This window comes from Candidatus Latescibacter sp. IFSED24 (assembly GCF_058273205.1).
Map to the genome: position 1 here is coordinate 4,641,922 of NZ_CM177850.1, position 24,072 is coordinate 4,665,993.

Genomic DNA, 24,072 nt, shown 5'->3' on the forward strand with positions numbered 1-24,072 from the left:
TGGCTACTTGGTCAGGACCAGCTTCTGGTTGCTGACGCCCTCGGCGGTCTTCAGGACCGCGAGGTAGAGGCCCGAGGGCAACGCCCGTCCCGCCTGGTCACGGCCGTCCCAGACCGCTTCGTGGGCGCCGGCCGGCCGGCGGCCCGTGGCCAGCACCGCCACCTCCCGACCGCGCAGGTCGTGCACCGCCAGGTGCACCGGACCGCCGCGCAGGAGAGAGAAGGCCAGGGTGACCCGGGGGTTGAACGGATTGGGCCAGGCCCGGGTGAGGCCGGCGATCAACGGGACCTCGTCACCGGGAGCGGCGGTCACGCTGCTGGCGTAGCACACGGTGAGGGCATCGTTGTTGGTGTCGTAGCTGTAGCAGTAGCCGGTGACGATGATGTCGCCGCCCGGGCCCACGGCCACGTCGCGGGCCTCGTCGCTCTGGCCGAACCCGTCGAAGCGCACCGCCCAGAGCTGGCTGCCGTCGGCGGGGTCGAAGCCCACGGTGGCCACGTCCCAGCCGGTGCCCGAGCCGTCGCTGAAGCCGCTGGCCACCACGGTGCCATCGGGCGCCACGGTGACGCAGGTGGCCACGTCGTACCAGTCCGGGGGGCCGGCGTAGCTGCCCTGCCAGAGCGGGGCGCCATCCAGGCTGGAGAACTTGGCCACGAGGTAGTCGGCGCCGGAGACGCCGGCCATGACGATGTCGCCATTGGCGTCCATGGACATGCCGCGGGGATCGTCGGCGCCGGTGCCGCCGCTGTTCCAGCGCTGGGCCCAGACCTCGTTGCCGTCGGCCGCCGCGAAGCGGTAGAGCACCAGGTCGTAACCAGTGGTTGCTTCCCAGGTCCGTGAGCCGAGGATCACGTCGTCGTTCTCGGCGATGGCGAGCCAGCCCGAGAGCGCCTCGAAGTTGGCCACCGCGCCGGGGCGCTGGACGCGCCAGTCGACCTCGCCGAAGGCCGGGTCGAAGGCCACCACGATCATGTCCGAGGCGTCGAGCGAGACCCCGAGCATGCCGCAGATCACCGGCCGGCCCTGGCTGTCCACCGCGATGTCCCAGCCCACGTCGTCGAGCATGTCCTCGCTGGCGATGGTCTGCGACCACTGCTGGGTGCCGGTCTCGCTGGCGTACTTCTGCACGATGATGTCGTAGAAACCGGTGCCGAAGGCGCGGCCCACCACGTACAGGTTGTTGTCCTGATCGACCGCCGCCGCCACGGCCCGTTCGTTGTACTGCGTCGAGTAGGTTTCGAACCAGACCAACTGTCCGGTCTCACCGTCCACTCGCAGGACGATGATGTCGTCGCCGCCGGTGCCTCAGCTGTCGCAGGACGACAGGTAGCCGGCCACCAGCAGGTCGCCACGATGGTCGAGGACCATGTCGGTCAGTTCCATGTCGTTGCCGTCGGGGTCGATGTATTCGTAGGTCCAGAGCACCGAGCCGTCGGTGCTGTCCAGCTTGCGGATGAGGATGTCGGCGGGCCCGCCCGGGTCGGTGCGCATGCCGCCGACCAGGACGCTGCCGTCGCTTTCGGTCAACACGGCCACGCCGTCATCGAGCAGTCCGGCGCCGCCGTCGTGGATATCCGACCAGCCCAGCGTCGGCTCCTGGGCACCGGCGGCCGCGGTCAGCAGGGCCAGCAGCCCCAGCGTGGCGCCGGCGATGCGGAGAATCTTCATGGTGGCTCCTTGCCAGGGTGCAGGGACGCCCGGGATCTCCGGGCGCGCACCGTCATCTTGGGATCGTCTTCAGGTCCTATTTTACCACGGATCGTGCGGTTTGGAAAGCAGAGCGTTCTAGTTGGACAATTCCGCGGGAGCGTAGTCGGCAGGGATCTCGAACCAGTCCCGGGGCACGGTGACCGCGGCGGAGGACAGCAGCCTGCTCTCGCTATGCCCCTTGCGGCTCAGGATGCGCAGGTTGCTGGCCGAGCGCACTGGCACTCCCTCGAGGCGCTCCAGTTCGGCCAGGGCCTGCTGGCCGCCGGGCAGGGCGGCCAGGGCGGGCTGCGTGGCCTGGTGCAGCAGCGCGTAATCCACGGGGATCTCGCGAGTGAGCCAGATCTCGCTGGTGGTGATCTGGTTGCCGAGATGGAGCTCGACGATCCAGCGGCGGCAACGGAAGCCATCCACCGTGGCGTTCTCGCCGGTGTCGGTGACCTGGGCCATCACCTCCAGCATGCTGTGCAGACGGCTGGTGGGCAGGCCGGCACGGCCGGTGGTGTCGGCGGCCAGCAGCGCCAGCTGGGCGGCGACCTGGTCGGTGGTCAGGGTGGTCCAGGTGCGCTGTGCATGATCCAGGGTGGTGAGGCGGCTTCGGGCGGCGTCGATGAGGAAACTGCCCTCGCGGCTGTCCCGCCGCGCCTGGCCGGCGGGGCCGAGCCAGAGCGTGGTCGTCTCGACCGCGGCCTCGCGGAACTGGCCCGGCAGCGACATGGCGTCGGTGCGGGTCTCGGTCACGAGCTTGTGGGCGGCGATCCGCTCGCCGGCGGGCTCGCCCGAGCATGCCGCGAGCAGCGCGATCAGCATCAACAGGCAAGATTGGCGTGGGCGCATCGGTCGGGCTCTCCTCTGGCGATGGGTCGACGATAGGCCCCAGGCCGGCGAATGACAAGGGTCGGGGCCGACCTCCTTCCCCCTTGTCTCCCTGGCCCGAGCCTGCTTTCATGACCCGGTTGCAACATCACGACCAGCGACCCTTGCCAGGAGGCTGTTCCCATGCGCCGCTGCCTGCCATTCCTCTTGACCCTGCTGCTGGCCTCGTCGGTGCTGGCCCAGGAGGGCCCGCTCCCCTTCACCCTCGAGGATTTCCTGCAGGTGCCCACCCTGGGTTCCGTCAGCGTCTCTCCCGATGGCGAGCACGTCGCCTGGATCGAATCGCGCCGCGATCTCGAGAGCGACGAGCGCCTCAGCCAGCTCTGGATCGCCGACAAGGACGGCGACCGGATCCGCCGGCTGACCTGGGAGAACGAGCGGACCGGCGGCCTGGCCTGGCGACCCGGCGGCGCCCTCAGCTTCCTGCGCACCCAGGACGACGCGAGCCAGGTCTGGATCAACACCCTCGACGGCGCCGAGCCGCGGCCGGTGACCGCCTTCGCCGAGGGCGTGCAGGCCTACTGGTGGTCCCCCGACGGCCAGTGGCTCGCCGTGCTGGCGCCGGCCGGCGAGGACGCAGAGGAGACGCCGGACACCGACGAGGACGACGATGCGGAGGATGACGACCGGGCCGACTGGATCGTCCACGATCGCCTCGAACAGCCCGACGAGTACCCCCAGCTCTGGCTCGTCCCCGCGGGCGCCGCCACCACACCCGACGACGAGCGTGAGGCCCGCCGCCTCAGCGACCCTCCCTTCCACGTGTATGCGGTGTCCTGGTCGCCCGACGGCACGACCCTCGCGGTGACCTACAACCCGCTCTTCTCGAGTCTGGTCGACGAGGAGCAGCGGGTGGCGCTGGTGGACGTGGCCAGCGGCGAGTGGCGCGACATCAGCGACCCCGCGCGCCACAGCTCCCACGCCGCCTTCAGCCCCGACGGCACGAAGGTGGCCTACTTCACCGACCGTGAGGCCGACTACCGCGCCTACCTCAACCTGAAGGATCTGGTGGTCCACGACCTCACCAGCGGCGCCACCGAGGTGGTCACGCCCGGCCATCAGCTGACCATCGGCGGCACCGGTTCCACGCCGAGCCACGACCCGCTCTGGAGCCCCGACGGCAAGGCTCTCTATCTCAGCGCCGCCCAGGGCACCACCCACGACCTCCACCGCGTCGAGCTGAAGCGCAAGGAGCTCGAACCGGTGACCCGCCTCGCGGGCGACCTGAGCAGCTGGTCGTTGCGCGGCGAGACCCTGGCCTACGTGGAGTCGGCGCTCCACGAACCGGGCGCGCTTTACGTCCGCCCCGTCAAGAAGGACCGGCCGCGCCTGCTGGCCTCGGTCAACGAGCGGGTGGCGGACTTCGCGCTGCAACCGCCCCGGAAACTCCAGCTCCCCGGCAAGGACGGCGTGGTGGTGGAGGGCTTCCTGTTCCTGCCCCCCGGCGCCGGCGACAGCGACCGCCTCCCCGGCATCATCGAGATGCACGGCGGCCCCTTCGCGCGCTACGGCAACGCCTGGACCACCCGCTATCCCTGGCAGGTGCTCAGCCAGGCGGGCTTCGCGGTCTTCATCGCCAACCCGCGCGGCGGCACGGGTTACGGCGAGGAGTTCCAGCGCGGGGTCTACCGCAACTTCGGCACCGACGACTTCGACGACCTCATGAGTGCCGTGGACGCCCTGGTCGAGCGCGGCGTCATGGATGGCGCGCGCCTGGGCTTCACCGGCTACAGCTACGGCGGCCTGATGACCAACGTGGTGATCAGCCGTACCGACCGCTTCCGCTGCGCCGTGTCCATCGCCGGTATCTGGAACTACACCTCGGCCATGGGCCAGAACAACCCGCAGCTCTTCATCGACAGCTACCGCCAGCCGTGGGCCGGCGACCTGCAGCGCATGTGGGAGCACAGCCCGGCGTCACGGGCCGACCGGATCACCACCCCGACCCTGGTGATGCACGGCCTGGACGACGAACCGGTGGACCCGCGGCAGTCCATCGAGCTGTTCAGCTACCTGCAGCTCAACGCGGTCCCCAGCCGCCTGGTGCTCTATCCCGACGAGGGCCACGGCATCAACCGGCCGAGCCACATGCTCGACTACCAGACCCGCGAGCTCGCCTGGTTCCGCCACTACCTGATGGACGACGCGGACGCCGCGGGGGCCGAACCGCCGGTGCCGGTGGAACCCACGGAGCGCCCGTGACACCCACGGCCGACAACGCTTCCTCGCTGGCGGGGCGGCTGGTCCTGCTGACCCGCCCCGAGGCCCAGTCCAAGGCGCTGCGCGAGGCCCTGGTCGCGCGCGGCGCCACGACCCTCGCCTGCCCGGTCCTGCGCATCGAACCCGCGGTTACGCCGGCCGAGCTGCCCGATCTCGAGCGCGCGGCCTGGCTCGTGGTCACCAGCCGCAACGGCGTGCGCGAGCTGCTGACCCTGCTGGCGACGGCCGGGCGGGACCCGCTCCTGCCGGCGGGCCTGCGCCTGGCAGCGGTGGGTCCGGGTACCGCTGCCGCCCTCACCGAACGTGGATTCACGGTGGATCTGGTTCCCGAACCGGCCACCGGCGCGGGTCTGGCCGCGGCGTTCACGCGGATGGGCCTGAACGCCGGTGATCGAGTCGTGCGTGTGCGTGGCGACCGCGCGCCATCCCTGGTGGAGGACACCCTGCGCGAGGCAGGAGCCAGCGTCCAGGTGGTGACGGTCTATCGCACGGTCACGGTGCCGCCACCGGATGCCGTGGCCGCGGTGGTGGCCCGCGGCGAGGTGGACGCGGTGACCTTCCTATCGCCCTCGGCAGTGGACGGCCTGGACGAGGGCCTGCCGTCGCACGGTCTGCAGGACAGTGCCGTGGCGGCGTGCATCGGGACGGTCACCGCGGACGCGGCACGCCGGGCGGGCTGGAGTCGGGTGGTGATGGCCGCCAGGCCCACCGTGGAGGACCTGGCCGCCGCGCTCGCCGCCGCCCTGCCGCGCTGAACGGATTCCCGCTCAACCTCCCTGGCTCCCAGCCGATAACCCGGACGAACGTGGAGTTCCGACCTGCCTGCGGGTCGTGGACTGCGTCGGGCTGGCTACGGAAGGGAAGCCTGAGCATGCAGAGGCCAATGACCGAGAACCTGCACGCCATCTGTCGATCGGTGCTTTCTGCCCTCGAAACGGCGGTTCCCGGTGAGATTCTCGCCTGCGATCTGGTCCAGATCGACCACCGCGAATTCAACTTCCAGTCGGTGGCGGCCGCCCATTTCCCCGGCGGTCCGGTGCGGCGCCTGCTCCTGGGTTGCGAAGAGCGGCTGGCCGAGCACTTCGTCGAGGCGCTGGTCGAACCGAGCGCCACCGATGATCCCAGCGAGATCAAGTCGGGACTGGCGGCGTTCTGCCAGCGCGTCCGCCTCGCGCTGGCCGAGAGCGGCCTGCCCTGGGCGGGCGACCAGGACTTCCTCGTCCACGAACGCGACCAGTTCAAGGTCCACTGCGACGGTGTCCGGAATTTCCTCTTCCGCGCCGCGGTGGCCGAGGGCCGGCTCGACCTCGTCATCGACCTGGCCCCGCGCGTGCTGGGCTGTGAGTGGCTGATCGAGGCCATCGACGCGGGCCGCGAATTGCGGGTCGGCGGAGGTGAGGAATCCATCGACGACCCCGAGGTCGTCCACCGCATCATGCACTACCTGGCCGAGTCCGGCGCCGACGTGCAGGTGAAGCTGCCCGTGGCGGGCGACCGGCTCGAGCTCCTGCAGGCCACCTTCCTGGCGCGCCACTACGAGGCCAAGGGCGAGCGCCTGGCGCTGACCTGCGCCCGCCGCACCTCGCTCGAGAGCGCCGAGGACATCCCGGACAAGCTGACCATCGTGTTCGTGTTGCAGGACAAGTTGTTGCAGTGCGGCTGTCCGGTGCTGGGTCACGACCAGGTCTGGCTCGACGACGACATCTCGCTGCCCTGCCTGGAGCTGGGCTATCCGGGCTCGGTGACCTATGGCCAGCGTCGTGGTGCCTTCCGTCTCGAACCGTCCGAGCGCATCCTCGGCACGGTCCAGCGCCAGACACCCGAGGGACAGGGCGAGGTGCTGGTCTTCAGCCGCATTCCCACGAAGGTGCAGGACATCAGCTACACCGGCGCCAAGCTCCTGCTCGGTGCCAACACCATCATCTCGGGATTCAAGGGCGGCTCGCTGGTGGAGTGCGTGTTCGAGCTGCCGCCGAAATACGGTACCGTCACCCTGCCCGGCATCGTGCGGCGGTTGCACCTCAATCTCGAGGACCCGACCCGGCGCGGCGCCTCGCTCGGGGTCGAATTCACGGCCACCGGCGAGTCGCCCGACCTGCAGAAGCTGCGCAAGTTCATCCAGGACAACCACACCAGTCGCCTGTCGCATGGCAGCGCGGAACTCGAGATCGGCTGATTCTCCCCAGGCCGGCCGATCGCCAGGCGCCGTGGGCCTCAGGCCCGCGGCGCTGTCCTTTGCAGGACGTGGCGAGCCGGTCGCCAGAGCCGCAGGTTGCCGGCCAGACGCCCGCCCAGGAATGCCAGGGCCGCGGCGGTCACTCCCAGCAGGTCGCAGCCCAGGATGGCGAGCGCGAGGATGCCCGCGATGCCCCCCACCTCCAGGATGCTGGCCATGGTCACGGGACCAGTCCGGCGGCCGTGGACCAGGATCGCTCGTTGGAGGTTGAGCAGGACCGACAGCGCCGGCATGGGGGCCAGGATCCGCAGGGGCACCAGCGCGTAGGCGGCCAGGGCGGGTTCCAGGCCCGACACGCCCTCGAACCAGGCGCGCCACAGCGGGGTCCAGGCCACCACCGTCAGGATGGCCGAGGCGCCCAGACCCAGCATGGCGGCGAAACGCAGGACGGGACGCTGGTTGTGTCCACTGCGGCCGAGCATGGCCACGGCGGTTTCCTGGAAGCTGAGGCCGGGGGTGCGGAAGAGGAAGACCAGGGCGTTGAGCACGGGCAGCACGGCCAGCGATTCGAGCGAGGCCCGGGCGAACCCCATGAAGAACGTGACCAGCGGATGGACGGCCAGCGAGATGGTGCTCGTCAGGGCCAGGGGCCAGTAGAACGCCGTGAGGCCGCGCCAGCCGAGATCGAAGGCGGGTGATTCGGGACTGGTGGTTGCCGGCAGGGAGCGCACGGTGCGCCGGGCCATCAGACGGCTCGCCAGAGCCTCCACGCAGACCGCGAAGCTGAGCGCCACGGCGCCCACCCGGGCGCCGTCGAGTCCCGCGCGGGCAGCCAGCAGGCCGGCGCCGGCCATGCTGACCAGGCGGATCGCTGTGCCCGCGGTCACCAGGTGCGTGAGGCCGGCCCGGATCAGGATGCCCTGGTAGAAGCGGCGGTAGCCGATGGCCGCGGGCCAGGGCAGCAGGATCCAGAGCGCCTGATGGGTGAGCCGCGCCACCTCGGGTTCCAGGCGGAGCAGGCCGCCGAGGATCCAGTGCATGGCGGGGGTGGCCAGCAGCAGCACCATGACCAGGGTGATCAGTCCGTTGAGAATCTGGGCGAAGCGGCGCAGCGCGAGATAGCCCGGCCGGGCGTCCACGAGCGCGGTGGCGGCCGAGAGCATCATGATCACCGGCGCCTCGACGATGATGGCGAAGGCGAAGGCCACGCCGTAGGCCGCCAGGTTGTAGACCGGGTCGGGCAGGCGGGCGATGACCGCGGTCAGGAACGGCCCTTCCAGCGCCATGAAGGCCCAGGTGGCCTGGAGCGGGAACCAGAACCCGGCCAGACGCCTGAAGCTGATGGGTGCGGTCTGCATCCCCGCAAGATAGACGCCGGCCGCGGGTTGTCCACCCGCGGCCGACTTGGGTCGATGGCAGTTGGGGGAGGGGGAGATGCGCATCGACCCCATCCGTCATCCATGGTCCTAGAGCCGCTTCAGCTCCACGCGGCGGTTGTTGGCGCGGCCATCGCGGGTGCTGTTGTCGTCCCGCGGATAGTCCTCGCCGTAGCCCACGGCCGTGACCTGCGCCGGATCGACCCCGCGGTCGATCAGGTACTGACGCACGCTCTCGGCGCGCTGCTGCGAGAGGTCGCGGTTCAGTTCGGCCGAGCCGCTGCTGTCGGTGTGACCGCCCACCTCGACCTTGACCTCGGGCCAGGCGATGAGGCTGTCGGCCACCTTGTCGAGGGTGGCGAGCGAGCCGACGGTCAGATCGCTGCTGCCCGAATCGAAGGTCACGTCCTCGAGCACCAGGTCGGCGCGGATCTCGGCGGCAACGGGGCAACCCGTGGCGTCGACCGCGACTCCGGCGGGCGTGCCTTCGCACTGGTCGTCGGCGTCGAGGACGCCGTCGCCGTCGTTGTCGGGATCGGGGCAGCCGTCCTCGTCCTGGAAGCCGTCCATGTCCTCGGCCTCGTCGGGGCACTGATCGTCGACGTCCATGATGCCGTCACCGTCGTTGTCGGGGTCGGGCACGCCGTCCTCGTCCTGGAAGCCGTCGATGTCCTCGGGATCCATGGGGGCCTGATCGTCCACGTCGAGCACGCCGTCGTTGTCGTTGTCGGGATCGGGCACGCCGTCCTCGTCGCGATAGCCGTCGATGTCCTCGGGGTCATCGGGCGCGGCATCGCGCGAGTTGGGGATCCCGTCGCCGTCGCTATCGCTGCTGCCGAACCAGTAGCTCACGCCCACCTGGCCCTGGAAGATGCCGCTGTTGGCGTCGACGTCGTCGGGTCCCCAGAACGCACTCATGCCCACGGAGTCCTTGTTCTGGCCGAAGAGCAGGTCGTAGCGGACGCCGAGGTCGAAGGTCCAGTTGTCGCCGGCGTCGAAGGTCACGCCCGCGCCGAACAGCGCGGTGAAGTTGACCCCGTGGCCCTCGACCAGCTCGCCGTCCTTGTTGTAGACTTGGAGGCTGTTGCCATCGGGCCAGATGCCCGGGCTCTCGCCGTTGCGCAGGTCGCGCACGTCCCAGCGCGTCAGACCGGCGCCCACGCTGAGCCAGGGATGGACGGTGCCGTCGGGCAGGAAGCTGTAGGTGCCCGTGAGGTTGGGCTGCCAGATGCGCGTATAAAGACCGGCGCCCGAGTCGAAGGACCAGCCGGCGTCCTCGCCGGGGTAGGCGACGCCGGGGCGGGTCCAGCCGTACTTGAAGTTCAGGTCGAGGGTCCACATGTCGGTGAGTCCGTGACGGAGCTTGATCGCCCCGAACTGGTCCAGGTTGCTATAGTCATGGTCGCCGCCCAGTTGTTTCCAGACACCGCCCTCCAGGCCCAAGCCCCAGCGATCTTCCTTGTGGCCAGCCATGGCGCCGCCAGCGGCGAAGCAAAGCAGGGCCATGATCAATAGCATGCGTCGCATTCTAGAATCTCCTCGTCGGGGTGAGGATCCCGGCAGGCTCGGGATCGTACCGTTCATCCGGCCAGAACCACCGTCTGGCCTGAGGGTCACATCGCTTCGCTGACGTTGGGCAGGATGCACTTCCGAGCTAGTTGACACGATGCGTGGCCAATGTGACACCACGGAATCGTATGGTCGCGAAGGCTACGATGTAGGGGCAATGATGCAAACCGGCAATCCGAAAAAGAAGGCGCCTCCCCGGGGGCGCAGGCCTGAAAGGCTCGTGGCGGCCCCAGTCCCGTCGCAACCTTGATACGACGGCGTCAAGATATAGCACATGCCAATTGTCGCTACAACGCTGGTTCCGCGGATAGGCCTGTGAGCCGACGGCGAGCGGATGCATGCCGGTCGATTGGTGTTTGACGGTTTTCATTTTCTTTGTAGGTTGCGCGGGTTGATTGTGAGCTTTTCATGCCTCGAATTGTCTGGCATCAGAACGCTAGCCGCTCATCAGTGACGGCCCTCGCCTTGAACCGATTCCGAAGGGATTGCCATGAACGACAATGCCGCCGTGCAGCAGGCCACCGATGCCATCGCTGCCTCGCCCGAGTACCTCCAGCAGATCTATTCGACGCTCGTGAACTTCGCCTCCTCCTACGGGCTGAAGGTCATCGGCGCCATCCTGATCCTGATCATCGGTCGGATCATCGCCGGCCAGGTGCGCAAGGGCGTCAACAAGCTCGGCGACGCGCGCCAGTGGGATCCGAGCCTCACCGGGTTCCTCTCGAGCCTAATCTACTTCTTCGTGATGGCCTTCGTGGTCGTGGCCGTCCTTGGCAGCTTCGGGGTGCAGACCGCGTCGATCGTGGCCGTCCTCGGTGCCGCCACCTTCGCCGTCGGCCTCGCGCTGCAGGGCAGCCTCAGCAACTTCGCCGCGGGCGTCATGATCCTGCTCTTCCGGCCGTTCAAGGTGGGCGACTACGTCGAGGTCGGCGGAGTGGCGGGGTCCATCAAGAACATCGCCATCTTCTCCACCACCCTGGCCACACCCGACAACGTCCGCATCGAGGTGCCCAACGGCAAGATCTACGGCGACATCATCAAGAACTACGCCGGCTACGAAACACGGCGCATCGACATGGTGGTGGGCATCGGCTACGGCGACGACATGGGCAAGGCCATCCAGGTCATCAAGGGCATTGTGGAAGCCGACGAGCGCGTGCTCGCCGAGCCGGCCGTCCAGGTGGCCGTGGCCGAGCTTGGCGACAGCAGCGTGAACCTGATCGTGCGCCCCTGGACCAAGGGTTCTGACTACTGGCCCACCAAGTTCGACCTCACCCAGCGCATCAAGAACGCCCTGGACGAGAACGGCATCGAGATCCCGTTCCCGCAGCGGGTTGTCACCATGGTCAAGGACGCTTAATCTCCACTCGCGTGGATCCAACCAGTGGCCCCTCTCTCTGGGGGGCCACTTGCCCTGGAAGGAGAATTCATGAGCACCTGGCACAAAGTGAACGGCGCGATGATGATCGTGCTGGCGGTCGTCCTGGCCGCGCCGCTGGCCGTGGCGGCCGAGGACGTGGACGCCGAATTCGAGGCCGGCAACTGGGGAACCCAGGCCACCATCGGCCTGAACATGCTGCAGAGCTACTACACCGAGAACTGGAACGGCGGCGACAAGGGCTCCATCGTCTGGAACGCCACCCTCGACGCCGTGGCCCAGAAGCAGCTCTCGCCCACCTGGCACTGGTTCAACACCCTGAACCTGGCCTTCGGCCAGAATCACCAGCAGGCCCGTGACGACAACGGCGATCTCTACTGGCCCAAGCCCGACAAGACCACCGACCAGTTCAAGGCCGAGTCGCTGCTGCGCTACACCAAGTCCGGCTGGGATCCCTTCGCCGGCTTGCGCTTCGAGAGCCAGTTCCTCGACCAGACCGATCCGCGCGGCGACTTCACCCTGAATCCCCTCGAGTTCTTCGAGACCCTGGGCATCAGCCGCATGCTGGTCGACACCGAGGAGCGCAAGTTCCTCGCCCGCTTCGGCTTCACCTTCCACCAGATGATCCGCGACCTCTACCTGGACCCGGCCTTCAGCCAGGATCCGGTCAACGAGAAGTCGGGGGACGGCGGCCTGGAGCTGACCCTGAACTACACCGACAAGGTCATCGCCGAGCGCATCGAGTACGCCGGCCAGCTGCGGTTCTACCAGCCGGTCTACTACAGCGGGAAGAGCGCGGTCGAGGATCTGGGTGGCGACTACCTGGAGAGCGTCGGGCTGCCCACGGATCTGGCCGACTACACCACGACGCTGGACATCGACTTCGACAACACCTTCAAGGCCAACATCACCAGCGTGATCAACGTGCAGCTCCAGGTGCGCTGGATCTACGACAAGTACGACAACTCGGTCAAGCCGGTGGTCGTCGACGGCGAGATGCACAACGTGGCCTCGGTCGACGGCTCGATCCGGAAGAAGGGTCAGCTCAAGCAGACCATGTCCATCGGGCTGGGCTACACGTTCTAGCCTGACCTGGACGGCATGCATCGCGAAGGGGCGGTCCGCCGGGCCGCCCCTCAGCGTTGTAGCCGCTGGAAGCGGCGGTTCACCGCGGGTCTGTCGAAGGCGGCGAAGGCGGCGGTGAACTCGCCCCGGACCTCGTCCTGCCGACGGGCCAGGGCGGTGATCAGGCCGCCGAGCGCCGCGGCCTCGTCCAGCGTCCGGCGGCCGCGGCCGCGCAACGCGGCCAGCCTCCGTCCGAGGTCGTCCTGCTGGATGCCGAGATCGTTGAACTCGCCCAGGTTGTCCTGCAACCGCTTGAGGGGCTTGATGAGCCTGGCCGCCTCCCCGGCCGGCAGCAGCGAGGCGCCGAATTCGAGCAGGTAGCGCAGCTTCTTGCATTCGAGGCGGAGGCGGTGCCAGGCCCTGGCCGGGCTCTCGGGGCCGAGGGCCCGGCCACGGCGCAAGACCCGGCGTTGGCGCCGGGCCAGCGGGTGCTGGACGAGGTCGAGGATGCCGGTGTCGGCCGCGGGACCGGCCGGAGGATCGGCGAGGAACGCCTCCCAGTCGCGGCATAGTTGACGGTAGGCGGCGGTGGAGAGCGCCCGTCGCACCGCTTGCAATTCGGCCCGACGTCGCTGCCGCAACTCGTCGAACAGGTCCTCGAGACCGCCATGCAGGCCCGCGGGGAGCAGGCCGCGGTAGCGGGGCTCGTTCAGCAGGTAGACATCGAGATCGCGCAGGGGGCCGGTGAGCCGCCCGAGGGCGGCGAACTCGCGCTTGAAGCGGGCGGTCGGGGTCGCCGCGAAGCTTCCCCGCAGCAGGGTCAGGGCCGAGCGGGTGCGGCGAATCGCCACGCGGAAATCGTGGAGGAACTCGGTATCGAGGTCGGCCTTCAGGCCCTCTTCGTTGCACCGCCAGGATCGATGCAGGGTGCGGCAGATCACGGCCGCAGCGGCCAGGGCGGTCTGCTCGGGCGAGAGCTCGGCCCGGAAGCCGGGGCGATAGCCCTCGGGATCCAGGCCCGCGGACACCAGGAGCCGATCCGGGAACGGGTCGCGTGCGGGCTCGAGGCCGAGGGCGGCGGCCGCCGCCAGGGCGGCGGCGGTCCGCTTCGCGTGGCCGCGGCGTGACTGTAGCCGGAGCAGGCGTAGTTCGGTGTCGCGTGCGGGCCTCGTGGGCTGGAGCCTGGCGACGGTGATCCGCAGGGCGACCTTGCGGCGTTGGCTGCGCACGCGCCAGAGCCGCTCCTCGCCGGCGACGGTCAGGAGGTGGAGCAGGGCCCGGACCTTCAGGAGCTTATGCAAGCGGTCACGCAGGTCACCGGACGGGAAATCCGCGGCGAAGCGGGGCCAGGGGCCCGACCAGGTCGGCTCCACGGCCCGGATCTTTCCGGATGTCAGGTCTTGAAGCCGCCAGGCTCCCGCCTCGCGCAGGAGGGTCAGCCCGGCGGCGTGCAGGCGCCAATCGAAGGTGTCGAAGTAGGACTGGCGCACGGGCCGCCTCGGATCTGCCGCCACGGGGGCACCGCCGGCGAGGTCGGCGACCAGCTGGTCGATATCGAGAAGCGCGGGGATGATCAGACTGACGCTGGGCACGACGGCTCTTCCTTGCACTGGCGCGACCGGCTGAACGCCCGCGCGACACGCAACATGGACAATTTAGCATGGCCGCGAAGAATGGCGTGTTATTAGGATTAGGATGCCGCGGGTCGCGCTGTTAGACTGGCACCCGCAAGTTCGTCGGATCGTCCGGCCCGGCCGGCGGCCGATCCTGTTCGACTGGAGTCCGCTGATGAGCCGCTTTCCTTCCCAGACCCGATGCATCGGCGTGCTGACCTCGGGCGGCGATTGCCCCGGGCTGAACTCCGCCCTGCGCGGCATCACCAAGGCCGCCATCCAGGACTACGGCATCAAGGTGGTGGGGATCCTCGACGGCTTCCGCGGGCTGGTGGAGAACCGCACGATCCCGCTGGAGTACGGCACCACCAGCGGCGTGCTCACCCGCGGCGGGACCATCCTCGGCACCTCGCGCGACAAGCCGCGTAAGATGCTCATGGGCGGCAAGGTCATGGACATGACCCAGGCCGCGGTGGACAACGCCCGCAAGCAGGGCTTCGACTGCATCGTCTGCCTCGGCGGCGGCGGCACCCAGAAGAACGCCTACCACCTGCACAAGGCCGGCGGGCTCGACGTGATGACGCTGCCCAAGACCATCGACAACGACGTGGCGGGCACCGACGTCACCTTCGGCTTCGACACGGCGCTGCAGATCTGCACCGAGGCCATCGACCGCCTGCACACCACGGCCACCAGCCACGACCGCATCATCGTGGTCGAGGTCATGGGGCACAACGCCGGCTGGCTGGCGCTGGGCGCGGGCATCGCTGGCGGCGCCGACGTGATCCTCATCCCCGAGATCCCCTACCAGCTCGAGGCGGTCACCGACTACCTCAGGGAGCGCCAGCGCCGCTATGGCAAGCGCTTCTCCATCGTCTGCGTGGCGGAGGGCGCACTGACGCGCGAGGAGGCCGCCGCCCGGGACAAGAAGGCCGCCAAGAAGCAGCAGGCCGAGCCCGCGGTCGAGGATGCGCCGCCGGAACCGGGTCGCAGCGGCTACCGCCTGGTCAAGGAGAGCCTGGCCAGCCGCCTCGCGCGCAACCTCCAGCAGCGCACCAGCACCGAGGCCCGGGTCACCAGCCTGGGCCACGTGCAACGCGGCGGGGTGCCCTCGGCCGCCGACCGTCTGCTTACCGCCAGGCTCGGGACCCGGACCGCCGAACTTCTGGCTGCCGGCACCTACAACGTGATGGTCGCGCTGCAGGGCGACCAGGTGGTGGCGGTGCCCCTGGCCGATGTGGTCGGCCAGAAGAAGCTGGTCCCGCTGGACCACGACTGGATCGATTCCGCTCGCCGCCTGGGCACGTGCCTGGGCATTCCCGACGATGAACTCCTCACTCTCATGGGGTCGTGAGGCGACCCTGGGAAGGGCCTGATGGGTAAGAAGCACAAGGGCGATTCCGCCAACACCTTGCCGGACACCTTTACCGACCGGCACCTCCTGTACCAGTGGTCCGTCCAGGTTCCCGAGTTCGAGGTGGACTTCATGGACGAGGTCTTCCTCAAGCTCCGCCAGCGCCGGCCCATGCGCCTGCGCGAGGATTTCTGCGGCACGAGCCTGCTCTGCGGCCAGTGGGTCCGCAGCCACAAGCTCCGCGAGGCGGTGGGCCTAGACCTGGATGAAGAGACCCTGGAGTGGGGCCGCGAGCACAACATCGAGCCGCTGGGCAAGGCCGCCGACCGGGTCGACCTTCGTCTGGCCGACGTGCGCTCGGCCACCGAGCCGCTGGCCGACGTGGCCTGCGCCTACAACTTCTCGTGGTTCCTGCTCAAGCAGAGGCACGAGCTGGTGGAGTACTTCCGCACGGTCCGCGAGAGCCTGGTGGAGGACGGCCTGATCTTCCTGGATTGCTACGGCGGCTGGGAGGCCCAGCAGGTCATGGCCGAGCCGCGGCTGGTGGAGAGCCCCGAGGGGTTGTTCACCTACACCTGGGAACAGGCGGGCTTCGATCCCATCGACAACACGGCGCTCTGCTATATCCACTTCGAGCTGGCGGGCGGCCGCAAGCTGAAGAAGTCGTTCCGCTACGATTGGCGGCTCTACACCCCGGTGGAGGCCAAGGAGGCGCTGCTGGACGCCGGCTTCAAGGAGTGCATCATCTACTGGGACAAGTCCCCCGATCCCGAGGTCGACCGTTACCGCCCGGCCATCTCGGCGGAGAACCAGCCCGGCTGGCTGGCCTACATCGTCGGCGTGGTCTGAGGGGCCGCGCCGGCGCGGCGACCGACCGACCGGAGGATCCGCTTGCGCGTCGCGTTCTTGACCGACGTCCACGGGAATCTACCCGCCCTGGAGGCGGTCCTGCGACATGCCCGCCAGCAGGGCGCCGACCTGGTCTGGGACGGGGGCGACGCCGTGGGCTATCACCCGTGGCCCAACGAATGCGTGCACCTGCTGGCCGAGGCCTGCGCGGTGACGATCAGGGGCAACTACGACCGCAAGGTCCTCAAGGCGCCTCTGCGGCTCGAGCGCTGGCGCCGGCGCAAGGACCCGCTGAAGGCAGAGGCCTTGATCTGGGCCTTCGAGCAGCTCGATGCAAAGGCCCGCGAGCTGCTGGCGGCACGCCCGGATCAGGCCCGCCCCAGGCGACTGGGGCTGTCGGTGCTGGTTTGCCATGGCTCGCCAGCCTCGCGCCAGGAGCCGCTGGGCCCGGCCACGCCGCCGGTCCGCTGGCAGGAACTGGCGGCGGCCGCCGAGGCCAGCCTGGTGCTGTACGGCCATACCCACCTGCCGCACACGCGTTACGAGGGGACCACCCTCTTCGTCAATCCCGGCGCCTGCGGCCGTAGCGAGGACGGGGACCCGCGGGCGGCCTACGTGCTGGTGGATTTCGCGGACAGGCGCCCCGCGATCCGGCTGCAGCGCGTGGCCTACGACACGGACCTGGTGGGACGGGAGATCCGTCGCCGCGGCCTGCCGCCCGTCTTCGCGATCATGGTCGAACGAGGGATCAATCTTCCCCGCGCCCGGCGTCTGCTGCCGGGCGTTGATCGCCGCTGAGCATCACGCGGGGCTGCAGCAGCCAGACGAGTTGCCCCCGCGGCTCGTGCCCCGGCTGCAGGTCGACCCGCGCGAGGGCGCCCTTCTTCAGGGGCACGACGCATCCGGTGAGATCGGCGACGACCGCGCTGAAGCTGGGTTCGTGACCCACCAGCACCATGCGCCGGGGGTCGTCCGGCAGGCCGGCCAGGATGGCGGCCAGGGCCGACAGGTCGAAATCGAGGCCGAGCCGGTCATCGACGAGCATGGCCTCGCTCAGCCCGAGGCGGGCGGCCACGATCTCGGCGGTCTGGAGCGCGCGGATCAGCGGACTGGTGACGACCACGTCGATCCGGAGATCGAGCTGGCAGAGGAACTCGGCGGTCACCTGCATGCGCCGGCGCCCCTCGGCGACCAGGGGCCGCATGGCGTCGTCGGGCCCGTCGAACTGGTCCCGGTCCGCCAGCCCGTGCCGCAGGAAGTACAAGCGCAGACCGGTGGCCATCAGGCGCCCTCCTTGGTCGCGGCCGCCAGCAGCCATTCCTGGCCGTCGACGAGTTTCGTGCGCCCGCTGCGACGCGCCCGGTGGTACGTGCCGTCGGCGGCCATGAGGCGGACCTTCTGGTTGTCGCGGATGTAGATCGCCAGGATGTCCTTCTGGACCCGGCGGATGAGATCGGGGTCGGTCACCGGGAAGACCACCTCGACGCGGCGGTCGAGATTCCGGTACATGAGGTCGGCGCTGCCGAGGAAGACCTCGGGATCGCCGTCGTTGGCGAACCAGTAGATGCGGCTGTGCTCGAGGAACCGGCCCACGAGGCTGCGGACCCTGATGTTCTCGCTCAGTCCCGGCACGCCGGGGCGCAGGCAGCAGATGCCGCGCACGATGAGTTCGATCTGGACGCCCGCCGCGCTGGCGGCATAGAGCTCGCGGATCAGCGGTTCGTCCACCAGCGCATTGCACTTGAGGATCATCCTGCCCTTGCGGCCGGCCTGCTGGTGGGCGACCTCGCGCCGGATCAGCTCGGTCAGACGCTGGCGCATGTTGATGGGCGCCACGAGCAGACGCTGGAAGCTCTCGATGGCCGAGTAGCCCGTGAGGTAGTTGAAGAGGTCGCTGATGTCTTCGGCCACGGCGTCGTCGCAGGTCATCATGCCCAGGTCCTCGTACACGCGCGCCGTGAGCGCGTTGTAATTCCCCGTGCCCAGGTGCATGTAGCGGCGGACGCGGTCGTGATCGCGGCGGACGATGAGCAAGGTCTTGGCGTGGGTCTTCAGCCCGACCATGCCGTAGATCACGTGCACGCCCTCGCGCTCGAGCATCCGCGCCCAGCCGATGTTGCTCTCCTCGTCGAAGCGGGCCTTCAGCTCGACCAGCACCGTGATCTGCTTGCGGTACTCGCGCCGGGCCTCGAGCAGGGCCTGCACCACGGGCGAGTTGCGGCCCACGCGGTAGAGGGTCTGCTTGATGGCCAGGACCCGCTGGTCGCGGGCCGCGGCGCGGATGAGGTCGACCACCGGGTCGAAGCTCTCGTAGGGATGGTGGAGCAGGATGTCGCCCTGGCGGATGGTGTGGAACAGGCTCCTGCCCTCGCGGGTCTCGGGCCGCAGGCGCCGCGGCAGGGCGGGCGTGAAGGAGGGCTCCTTGAGGTCGAGCCGTTCGATGCCGTGGAGCTGCATCAGGCTCGCGAGTCCCAGCGGGCCGTCCAGGCTGATCTCGTTCATGGGGTCGAGCCCGAGGTTGGAGACCAGGATGCGGCGGCTGGTGTCGTTCATGCTCACCGCGGTTTCCAGCCGCACCGCGGCGCCGAACTGCCGTTCGTAGACGCGCTCGCTCATGGTCTCGAGCAGGTCGCCGGCCTCGAGCTCCTGGATCTCGATGTCCGCGTCGCGGATCACCCGGAACGGTGCCGACGACACGATGCTCATGCCGGGGAAGAGAGCATCGAGATGCGCGGCGATGAGTTGCTCGATCCAGACGAACCAGTGGTGATGCGGGATCGTGCCGTCGCGGCGCTCGCCACCCGAGGACCGCTTCAACGGGACCAGGCGCGGCAGGAGCGAGGGGACCTTGAGGCGGGCGAAGTGGTCTAGGCCCTGCTGGTCGCGGATCGCCACGGCGAGGTTGAGGCTTCGATTGGAGATATGGGGGAAGGGGTGCCCCGGATCGAAGGCCTGCGGGGTGAGCACGGGGAAGATCTCTTCCTGGAAGATCAGCGCGGCCTGGTTCTGCTGCTTCTCGGTGAGCTGCTCGTGATCGAGGATGTGGATCCCGGCGTTCTCGAGGGCCGGCGCCAGTTCCTCCCGCCAGTGCTTCCGTGACTGGTGCTGCAGATTGGAGATCTGCTTGCGGACCATGGCGAGCTGCTCGGCGGGGGTGGAGCCGTCGAGCGACAGCTCGGAGACGCCGGCCCGTTTCTGGGCGACCAGTCCGGCCATCCGGACCATCACCATCTCGTCGAGGTTCGAGCCCAGGATCGCCAGGAACTTCACCCGCTCGAGCAACGGCGTGGTGGGGTCCATGGCTTCCTCGAGCACGCGGCTCTGGAACTGCAGCAGGCTCCATTCCCGGTTGACGAAGTAGTGCTCGGGGCCGGGCTCGGCGACGATCGGGCCGTTGTCGGGCGAGGCGTCCGCGACGCTGGCATCGCGCGGGCTTTTCTTGGCTTCGGCCAAACGATCGTCCTCCTGAAGATTGTCTCGAGACCGGCGGGACCCCTCCTGGGAGAAATCCCTCGCGAAGGTACAGATTACGCGGGCGGGATTCGCCAATGCATATTAATTCTTCGTGAAGCGACTGACCATTCCGTCCGGACAGGGAGCGCGCGTTGGCAGACAAGCTCAAGGAACTGTGCAAGTGGAAGCGCGACAACTACGCCAAGGAGTTCCAGCAGCTCAAGGCCATCGTGTCGGCGCCCCGGTATGCCTGCGAGAAATGCGGGCGGGTGGCGGACAAGAAGAAGTGGCTCTGCAAGCCTCAAACCCTCGAATAGCCCTCCATACCAGGATTCTTGACGATCCTGCAATGTCCAACAATACCGCCCCTGAATTGTTTTAGAATTGTCAGGTTGCAAACCTGATAGCCCGCCCCATGGCACATTTTTGACTCGCCAGCAATTTATGCTAACACGATTATTAATGATTGATCAGCAGGCAGCCGATCGATAAGCCGTTGCCATAAATGGCGTTACATTGCCAGCCAGACGACGGGACAATTCGGACTAAATCGTTGTACCAAAGCAATTTGAATTATTTTTTGGAACCCCTGCGCGCCCATATTAGACTTACGCTCGTTCGGGAGGTCTTGATTTCGACAAGCGGGACAATCTCGATTTTTTTATTCGAGTATCCTGTTAAAATTTTGCCGGAATCAGTCATAAGTATCACCGGCTGCGGAGGACGCCATGGCACTGGAGAACCCACTGAAGATCGCAGCGGCAGGGTGCAACTGCGAGGAATTGACCGAGGAGCAAAGATTCGCACGGCTCGACGAGATCCTCGCGCTCTACAAGGATCAGTCCGGCAGCCTGATCAACTGCCTCTACGTGGCCCAGACCATCTTCGGCTACCTGCCGGACCACGTGCTCAAGCACGTCGCCGAGACCCTGGACATGCCAGCGTCCAAGGTCCTGGGGGTCGCCAGCTTCTACTCGTTCTTCAATCGCTTCCCGCGCGGCAAGCACACCATCAAGGTCTGCCTGGGCACGGCGTGCTACGTGCGTGGCGGCAAGCAGATCATGGAAGCCATGGTCAAGGATCTGGGGATCAAGGCCGGCGAGACAACCGAGGATGGCCTCTTCACCCTCGAGGTGGTCCGGTGTGTGGGGGCCTGCGCCCTGGCTCCCGTGGTTCTCGTCGACGAGGACACCCACCGTCGTGTCCGCCCGGCCAAGCTGGCCGAGCTGCTGGACGCCTACCGTGCCGCCACTCCCGCCGTGCAGGAGGTCCGCTGATGGCCCGCATCAAGACGGTCGCCGACCTGACCAGGATCCGTGAAGCCACCGCGCCCGACGTGGTCGCGCGCTCGGTGGGCGCCAGCGCCAGGAAGATGCAGCTGTTGATCTGCGGCGAGACCGGGTGCGTGTCGTCGGGCTGCCAGCAGGTCAAGGCCGCGTTCGAGGCCGAGATCGCTGCCCGCAAGGAGCTGAAGGGCACGCTCGACATCGTGGTCACCGGTTGCATCGGTAGCTGCGAACTGGGACCCGTGGCGGTGCTCTACCCCGAGGGCGTGCTCTACACGCGCCTCGAGCCGGAGTTCGTGCCGCGCATCGTCGAGGAGCATCTCATCGGCGGCCAGCCGGTCCTGGACCACGTCTACACCGACCAGGATACCGGCGAGAAGATCCCGGTGATCGAGAACATCCCGTTCTTCAAGCGCCAGCTCAAGTTCACGCGCAAGTGGGCGGGCATCATCGACCCCGAGAGCCTCGACGAATACATCGCCGTGGGCGGCTACCGGTCGCTGCTGGAGGCCGTCACCGGCGATACGCCCGCACACGTCATCGACCAGATCAAGGCCAGCGGCCTGCGCGGTCGCGGCGGCGGCGGCTTCCCCGCCGGCATCAAGTGGGAGCTCACCGCCCGCGAGGAGAGCACCACCGGCCACAAGTTCGTGGTCTGCAACGCCGACGAAGGCGACCCGGGCGCGTTCATGGACCGCTCGCAGCTCGAGGGTCTGCCGCACAGCGTGCTCGAGGGCATGGCCATCTGCGCCTACGCCGTGGGCGCCGACTTCGGCTACATCTACTGCCGCGCCGAGTACCCCATGGCCATCGACCGCCTGGAGAAGGCCATCGCCCAGGCGCGCGAGTACGGGCTGCTGGGCCAGAACATCGGCGGTACCGACTTCTCGTTCGACATCGAGGTGCGCATGGGCGCCGGCGCCTTCGTCTGCGGCGAGGAGACCGCGCTCATCGCCTCCATCGAGGGCTGCCGCGGCGAGCCCATGCCCAAGCCGCCGTTTCCCGCCCAGGACGGCGTGTGGCACAGCCCCACCGTGGTCTGCAACGTCGAGACCTACGGCAACGTGCCGCGCATCCTCGAGGAGGGCGCCGAGAACTTCGCCAAGCTGGGCACCGAGAAGAGCAAGGGCACCAAGGTGTTCGCGCTGGCCGGCGCGGTGAAGAACGTCGGCCTGGTGGAGGTGCCCATGGGCATCTCGCTGGGCGAGATCATCTACGACATCGGCGGCGGCATCCTCAACGACAAGGAATTCAAGGCGGCGCAGATCGGCGGGCCGTCGGGCGGCTGCATCCCGCGCCACAACCTCAACGTCAAGGTCGACTACGAGAGTCTCCGCGACGTGGGCGCCATGATGGGGTCGGGCGGTCTGATCGTCATGAACGAGGACACCTGCATGGTCGACCTCGCCAAGTTCTTCCTCGAGTTCATCCAGGAGGAGAGCTGCGGCAAGTGTCCGCCGTGCCGCGTGGGCACCAAGCGGATGCTCGAGATCCTCGAGCGGATCACGTCGGGCCACGGCGAAGAGGGCGACATCGAGGAGCTGATCCGGCTCGGCGAGGACATCAAGGCCACGGCGATCTGCGGTCTGGGCCAGACCGCGCCCAACCCGGTGATCTCCACGATCCAGAACTTCCGCGAGGAATACGAGGAGCACATCCATCTGAAGCGTTGCCGGGCGGGCGTCTGCGGCGACCTCGTCTTCGCACCTTGCCAGAACGCCTGCCCGGCCGGCGTCAACGTGCCCGCCTTCGTCAACCTGGCGAAGGAGGGTCGATACCGCGAGGCTCTCGAGGCGCACCTCGACCGCAACCCGTTCCCCATGGCCTGCGGCATGACCTGCACCCACCCGTGCGAGGACAAGTGCCGGCGGGTCAGCATGGACGCGCCGGTGGCGGTGCGCGAGATCAAGCGCTTCATGGCCGAGATCGGCGGGCACAACGGGACCTATCCCATGCCGTCGGTCCTGTCGCGCCCGGGCGATGAGGTCAAGAGCGTCGGGATCATCGGCGGCGGCCCCAGCGGCCTGACCGCCGCCTACTTCCTGCGGCGCATGGGCCACCGGGTCATGATCTACGAGGGCCAGGACAAGCTGGGCGGCATGATGCGCTACGGCATCCCCGAGTACCGCTATCCCAAGGCGGTCCTCGACCACGAGATCCGCAACATCCTGGACATGGGCGTGGGCTACCGCCTGAACTGCCGGATCGGCGAGGACGTCACCATGGCCGAGCTGAAGAAGCAGCACGACGCCGTGGTGGTGGCCACCGGTGGCTGGAAGGCCGTGGACCTCGGCCTGGCCAACGAGGACGCCGACGGCGTCCAGGCCGGCATCGATTTCCTCTGGCTCGTGGCTCACGGGGATCTCAAGCGGGTTCGCGGCTCGGTCATCGTCATCGGCGGCGGCAACACCGCCATCGACGCGGCGCGCAGCGCGCTGCGCCTGGGCGCCACCGAGGTCATGGTGGCCTACCGGCGGACCATCGACCAGATGCCGGCCGAGGAGGAGGAGATCGCCGAGCTGCTCGAGGAAGGCATCCGCATCGAGGAGCTCACCGACATCGACGAGATCCTGCTCGACGACCGGGGCTGCGTGCGCGGCATCCGGGCGCGGCTGCAGGAGCTGGGCCCCTTCGACAGCTCGGGCCGGCGCCGGCCGCGGCCCAAGGAGGGCGCCGAGAGCGAGGTCGTGTTCGAGTGCGAGCACCTCATCACTGCGATCAGCCAGCGCATCGACCTCGGTTTCGCCGAGGAACTGGAGACCCACCGCAACGGCACGCTCAAGTGCGATCCCCTGACCTTCCGCACCAGCGATCCGCAGGTGTGGGGGTCGGGCGACGTGCTCAGCCTGGCCAACCTGGCCGTGGCCATCGGCCATGGCGAGCAGGTGGCCGTGAGCATCGAACGGGCCCTGAACCCCGAGCAGACCGCGAGCTTCCCCTGGCGGGTCATGCGGTCGCCGGACGTGGCCTACGATCCCGACAGCGAACCGGTGGAACGGCCGCGCGTCCAGACCGAGTACTCCTCGGTGGCGGAGCGGATCAGCAACTTCCTGCTGGTCAACCGCGGCGTGAACTGGGACGAGGCGATCCGCAAGGAAGCCGAGCGCTGCCTGCGTTGTGACTATCGCGAAGAAGCGTGCAACTAGCGGA

The 24,072-nt window shown here is 68.3% G+C and carries 19 protein-coding genes; 11 read left to right on the top strand and 8 right to left on the bottom strand.

Annotated elements, in window-relative coordinates:
* Nucleotides 1-3 precede the first annotated feature (3 nt).
* From IFSED24_RS18580 to IFSED24_RS18590, 3 genes are all read right to left on the bottom strand, one after another.
* The gene (locus tag IFSED24_RS18580) at nt 4-1,272 is read right to left on the bottom strand and encodes an outer membrane protein assembly factor BamB family protein (RefSeq protein WP_491332984.1); all 1,269 of its coding nucleotides are present in this window, start codon (nt 1,270-1,272) and stop codon (nt 4-6) included.
* A 33-nt stretch (nt 1,273-1,305) separates the two neighbouring features.
* Entirely contained in the window at nt 1,306-1,668 is a 363-nt protein-coding gene (locus IFSED24_RS18585; RefSeq protein ID WP_491332985.1) for a hypothetical protein, read from the bottom strand.
* A 117-nt stretch (nt 1,669-1,785) separates the two neighbouring features.
* A complete protein-coding gene (locus IFSED24_RS18590) occupies nt 1,786-2,544 on the bottom strand; it encodes a DUF4412 domain-containing protein (protein ID WP_491332986.1) in 759 nt (252 codons plus the stop codon).
* Between the two features lie 162 nt (nt 2,545-2,706).
* On the opposite strand from IFSED24_RS18590, the gene IFSED24_RS18595 reads away from it, so the two are divergent.
* The 3 genes from IFSED24_RS18595 to IFSED24_RS18605 all read left to right on the top strand — a co-directional run bounded on the left by IFSED24_RS18595 (nt 2,707) and on the right by IFSED24_RS18605 (nt 6,979).
* Nucleotides 2,707-4,785 (top strand): S9 family peptidase, encoded by a 2,079-nt coding sequence (locus IFSED24_RS18595; protein WP_491332987.1) that lies wholly within the window; start codon nt 2,707-2,709, stop codon nt 4,783-4,785.
* Entirely contained in the window at nt 4,782-5,558 is a 777-nt protein-coding gene (locus IFSED24_RS18600; RefSeq protein ID WP_491332988.1) for a uroporphyrinogen-III synthase, read from the top strand. The genes IFSED24_RS18595 and IFSED24_RS18600 overlap by 4 nt, the downstream gene beginning before the upstream one ends.
* Nucleotides 5,559-5,674: 116 nt before the next feature.
* Nucleotides 5,675-6,979 (top strand): PilZ domain-containing protein, encoded by a 1,305-nt coding sequence (locus tag IFSED24_RS18605; RefSeq protein WP_491332989.1) that lies wholly within the window; start codon nt 5,675-5,677, stop codon nt 6,977-6,979.
* 38 nt (nt 6,980-7,017) lie between these two features.
* Here the strand turns inward: IFSED24_RS18605 and IFSED24_RS18610 are convergent, their stop codons facing one another.
* Together IFSED24_RS18610 and IFSED24_RS18615 are read right to left on the bottom strand one after the other, a co-directional pair.
* The gene (locus IFSED24_RS18610; protein WP_491332990.1) at nt 7,018-8,421 is read right to left on the bottom strand and encodes a hypothetical protein; all 1,404 of its coding nucleotides are present in this window, start codon (nt 8,419-8,421) and stop codon (nt 7,018-7,020) included.
* A gap of 24 nt (nt 8,422-8,445) precedes the next feature.
* Nucleotides 8,446-9,882 (bottom strand): OmpA family protein, encoded by a 1,437-nt coding sequence (locus IFSED24_RS18615; RefSeq protein WP_491332991.1) that lies wholly within the window; start codon nt 9,880-9,882, stop codon nt 8,446-8,448.
* Nucleotides 9,883-10,414: 532 nt separating this feature from the next.
* On the opposite strand from IFSED24_RS18615, the gene IFSED24_RS18620 reads away from it, so the two are divergent.
* Together IFSED24_RS18620 and IFSED24_RS18625 are read left to right on the top strand one after the other, a co-directional pair.
* Nucleotides 10,415-11,284, top strand: coding sequence for a mechanosensitive ion channel family protein (locus IFSED24_RS18620; protein ID WP_491332992.1), 870 nt, complete (start codon nt 10,415-10,417; stop codon nt 11,282-11,284).
* A gap of 69 nt (nt 11,285-11,353) precedes the next feature.
* Nucleotides 11,354-12,388 carry a DUF3078 domain-containing protein gene (locus IFSED24_RS18625; protein WP_491332993.1) on the top strand — a complete coding sequence of 345 codons (1,035 nt, stop codon included), beginning with the start codon at nt 11,354-11,356 and terminating at the stop codon, nt 12,386-12,388.
* 50 nt (nt 12,389-12,438) lie between these two features.
* On the opposite strand, the gene IFSED24_RS18630 is transcribed toward IFSED24_RS18625, so the two are convergent.
* On the bottom strand, nt 12,439-13,959 hold the full coding sequence (locus tag IFSED24_RS18630) for a CHAD domain-containing protein (protein ID WP_491332994.1): 1,521 nt from the start codon (nt 13,957-13,959) through the stop codon (nt 12,439-12,441).
* A 196-nt stretch (nt 13,960-14,155) separates the two neighbouring features.
* Here IFSED24_RS18630 and IFSED24_RS18635 point away from each other — a divergent pair, with 196 nt between their 5' ends.
* Genes IFSED24_RS18635 through IFSED24_RS18645 form a run of 3 tightly spaced genes read left to right on the top strand, consistent with a single transcriptional unit; the run spans nt 14,156 to nt 16,981 of the window.
* The gene (locus IFSED24_RS18635) at nt 14,156-15,334 is read left to right on the top strand and encodes a 6-phosphofructokinase (RefSeq protein WP_491332995.1); all 1,179 of its coding nucleotides are present in this window, start codon (nt 14,156-14,158) and stop codon (nt 15,332-15,334) included.
* A 21-nt stretch (nt 15,335-15,355) separates the two neighbouring features.
* A complete protein-coding gene (locus IFSED24_RS18640) occupies nt 15,356-16,183 on the top strand; it encodes a class I SAM-dependent methyltransferase (RefSeq protein WP_491332996.1) in 828 nt (275 codons plus the stop codon).
* 42 nt (nt 16,184-16,225) lie between these two features.
* Nucleotides 16,226-16,981, top strand: coding sequence for a metallophosphoesterase family protein (locus IFSED24_RS18645; protein ID WP_491332997.1), 756 nt, complete (start codon nt 16,226-16,228; stop codon nt 16,979-16,981).
* Here IFSED24_RS18645 and IFSED24_RS18650 read toward each other — a convergent pair.
* Nucleotides 16,932-17,465, bottom strand: a complete 534-nt coding sequence (locus IFSED24_RS18650; protein WP_491332998.1) for a SixA phosphatase family protein — start codon at nt 17,463-17,465, stop codon at nt 16,932-16,934. The genes IFSED24_RS18645 and IFSED24_RS18650 overlap by 50 nt on opposite strands.
* The gene (gene ppk1 / locus IFSED24_RS18655; protein ID WP_491332999.1) at nt 17,465-19,636 is read right to left on the bottom strand and encodes a polyphosphate kinase 1; all 2,172 of its coding nucleotides are present in this window, start codon (nt 19,634-19,636) and stop codon (nt 17,465-17,467) included. Before ppk1 ends, IFSED24_RS18650 begins: the two co-directional genes overlap by 1 nt.
* A 152-nt stretch (nt 19,637-19,788) precedes the next feature.
* Here ppk1 and IFSED24_RS18660 point away from each other — a divergent pair, with 152 nt between their 5' ends.
* The 3 genes from IFSED24_RS18660 (at nt 19,789) to IFSED24_RS18670 (ending at nt 24,068) form a co-directional block, all read left to right on the top strand.
* A complete protein-coding gene (locus IFSED24_RS18660; protein ID WP_491333000.1) occupies nt 19,789-19,953 on the top strand; it encodes a hypothetical protein in 165 nt (54 codons plus the stop codon).
* Nucleotides 19,954-20,364: 411 nt separating this feature from the next.
* On the top strand, nt 20,365-20,913 hold the full coding sequence (gene nuoE / locus IFSED24_RS18665) for an NADH-quinone oxidoreductase subunit NuoE (protein ID WP_491333001.1): 549 nt from the start codon (nt 20,365-20,367) through the stop codon (nt 20,911-20,913).
* Nucleotides 20,913-24,068 carry an NADH-ubiquinone oxidoreductase-F iron-sulfur binding region domain-containing protein gene (locus IFSED24_RS18670; protein ID WP_491333002.1) on the top strand — a complete coding sequence of 1,052 codons (3,156 nt, stop codon included), beginning with the start codon at nt 20,913-20,915 and terminating at the stop codon, nt 24,066-24,068. The genes nuoE and IFSED24_RS18670 overlap by 1 nt, the downstream gene beginning before the upstream one ends.
* The last annotated feature ends 4 nt before the right edge of the window (nt 24,069-24,072 follow it).

Coding starts and splice junctions, on each gene's coding strand:
- IFSED24_RS18585 (WP_491332985.1), bottom strand. CDS start 1,668: ATGAAGATTCTCCGCATCGCCGGCGCCACGCTGGGGCTGCTGGCCCTG.
- IFSED24_RS18590 (WP_491332986.1), bottom strand. CDS start 2,544: ATGCGCCCACGCCAATCTTGCCTGTTGATGCTGATCGCGCTGCTCGCG.
- IFSED24_RS18595 (WP_491332987.1), top strand. CDS start 2,707: ATGCGCCGCTGCCTGCCATTCCTCTTGACCCTGCTGCTGGCCTCGTCG.
- IFSED24_RS18605 (WP_491332989.1), top strand. CDS start 5,675: ATGCAGAGGCCAATGACCGAGAACCTGCACGCCATCTGTCGATCGGTG.
- IFSED24_RS18610 (WP_491332990.1), bottom strand. CDS start 8,421: ATGCGCATCTCCCCCTCCCCCAACTGCCATCGACCCAAGTCGGCCGCG.
- IFSED24_RS18615 (WP_491332991.1), bottom strand. CDS start 9,882: ATGCGACGCATGCTATTGATCATGGCCCTGCTTTGCTTCGCCGCTGGC.
- IFSED24_RS18620 (WP_491332992.1), top strand. CDS start 10,415: ATGAACGACAATGCCGCCGTGCAGCAGGCCACCGATGCCATCGCTGCC.
- IFSED24_RS18625 (WP_491332993.1), top strand. CDS start 11,354: ATGAGCACCTGGCACAAAGTGAACGGCGCGATGATGATCGTGCTGGCG.
- IFSED24_RS18635 (WP_491332995.1), top strand. CDS start 14,156: ATGAGCCGCTTTCCTTCCCAGACCCGATGCATCGGCGTGCTGACCTCG.
- IFSED24_RS18640 (WP_491332996.1), top strand. CDS start 15,356: ATGGGTAAGAAGCACAAGGGCGATTCCGCCAACACCTTGCCGGACACC.
- IFSED24_RS18650 (WP_491332998.1), bottom strand. CDS start 17,465: ATGGCCACCGGTCTGCGCTTGTACTTCCTGCGGCACGGGCTGGCGGAC.
- nuoE (WP_491333001.1), top strand. CDS start 20,365: ATGGCACTGGAGAACCCACTGAAGATCGCAGCGGCAGGGTGCAACTGC.
- IFSED24_RS18670 (WP_491333002.1), top strand. CDS start 20,913: ATGGCCCGCATCAAGACGGTCGCCGACCTGACCAGGATCCGTGAAGCC.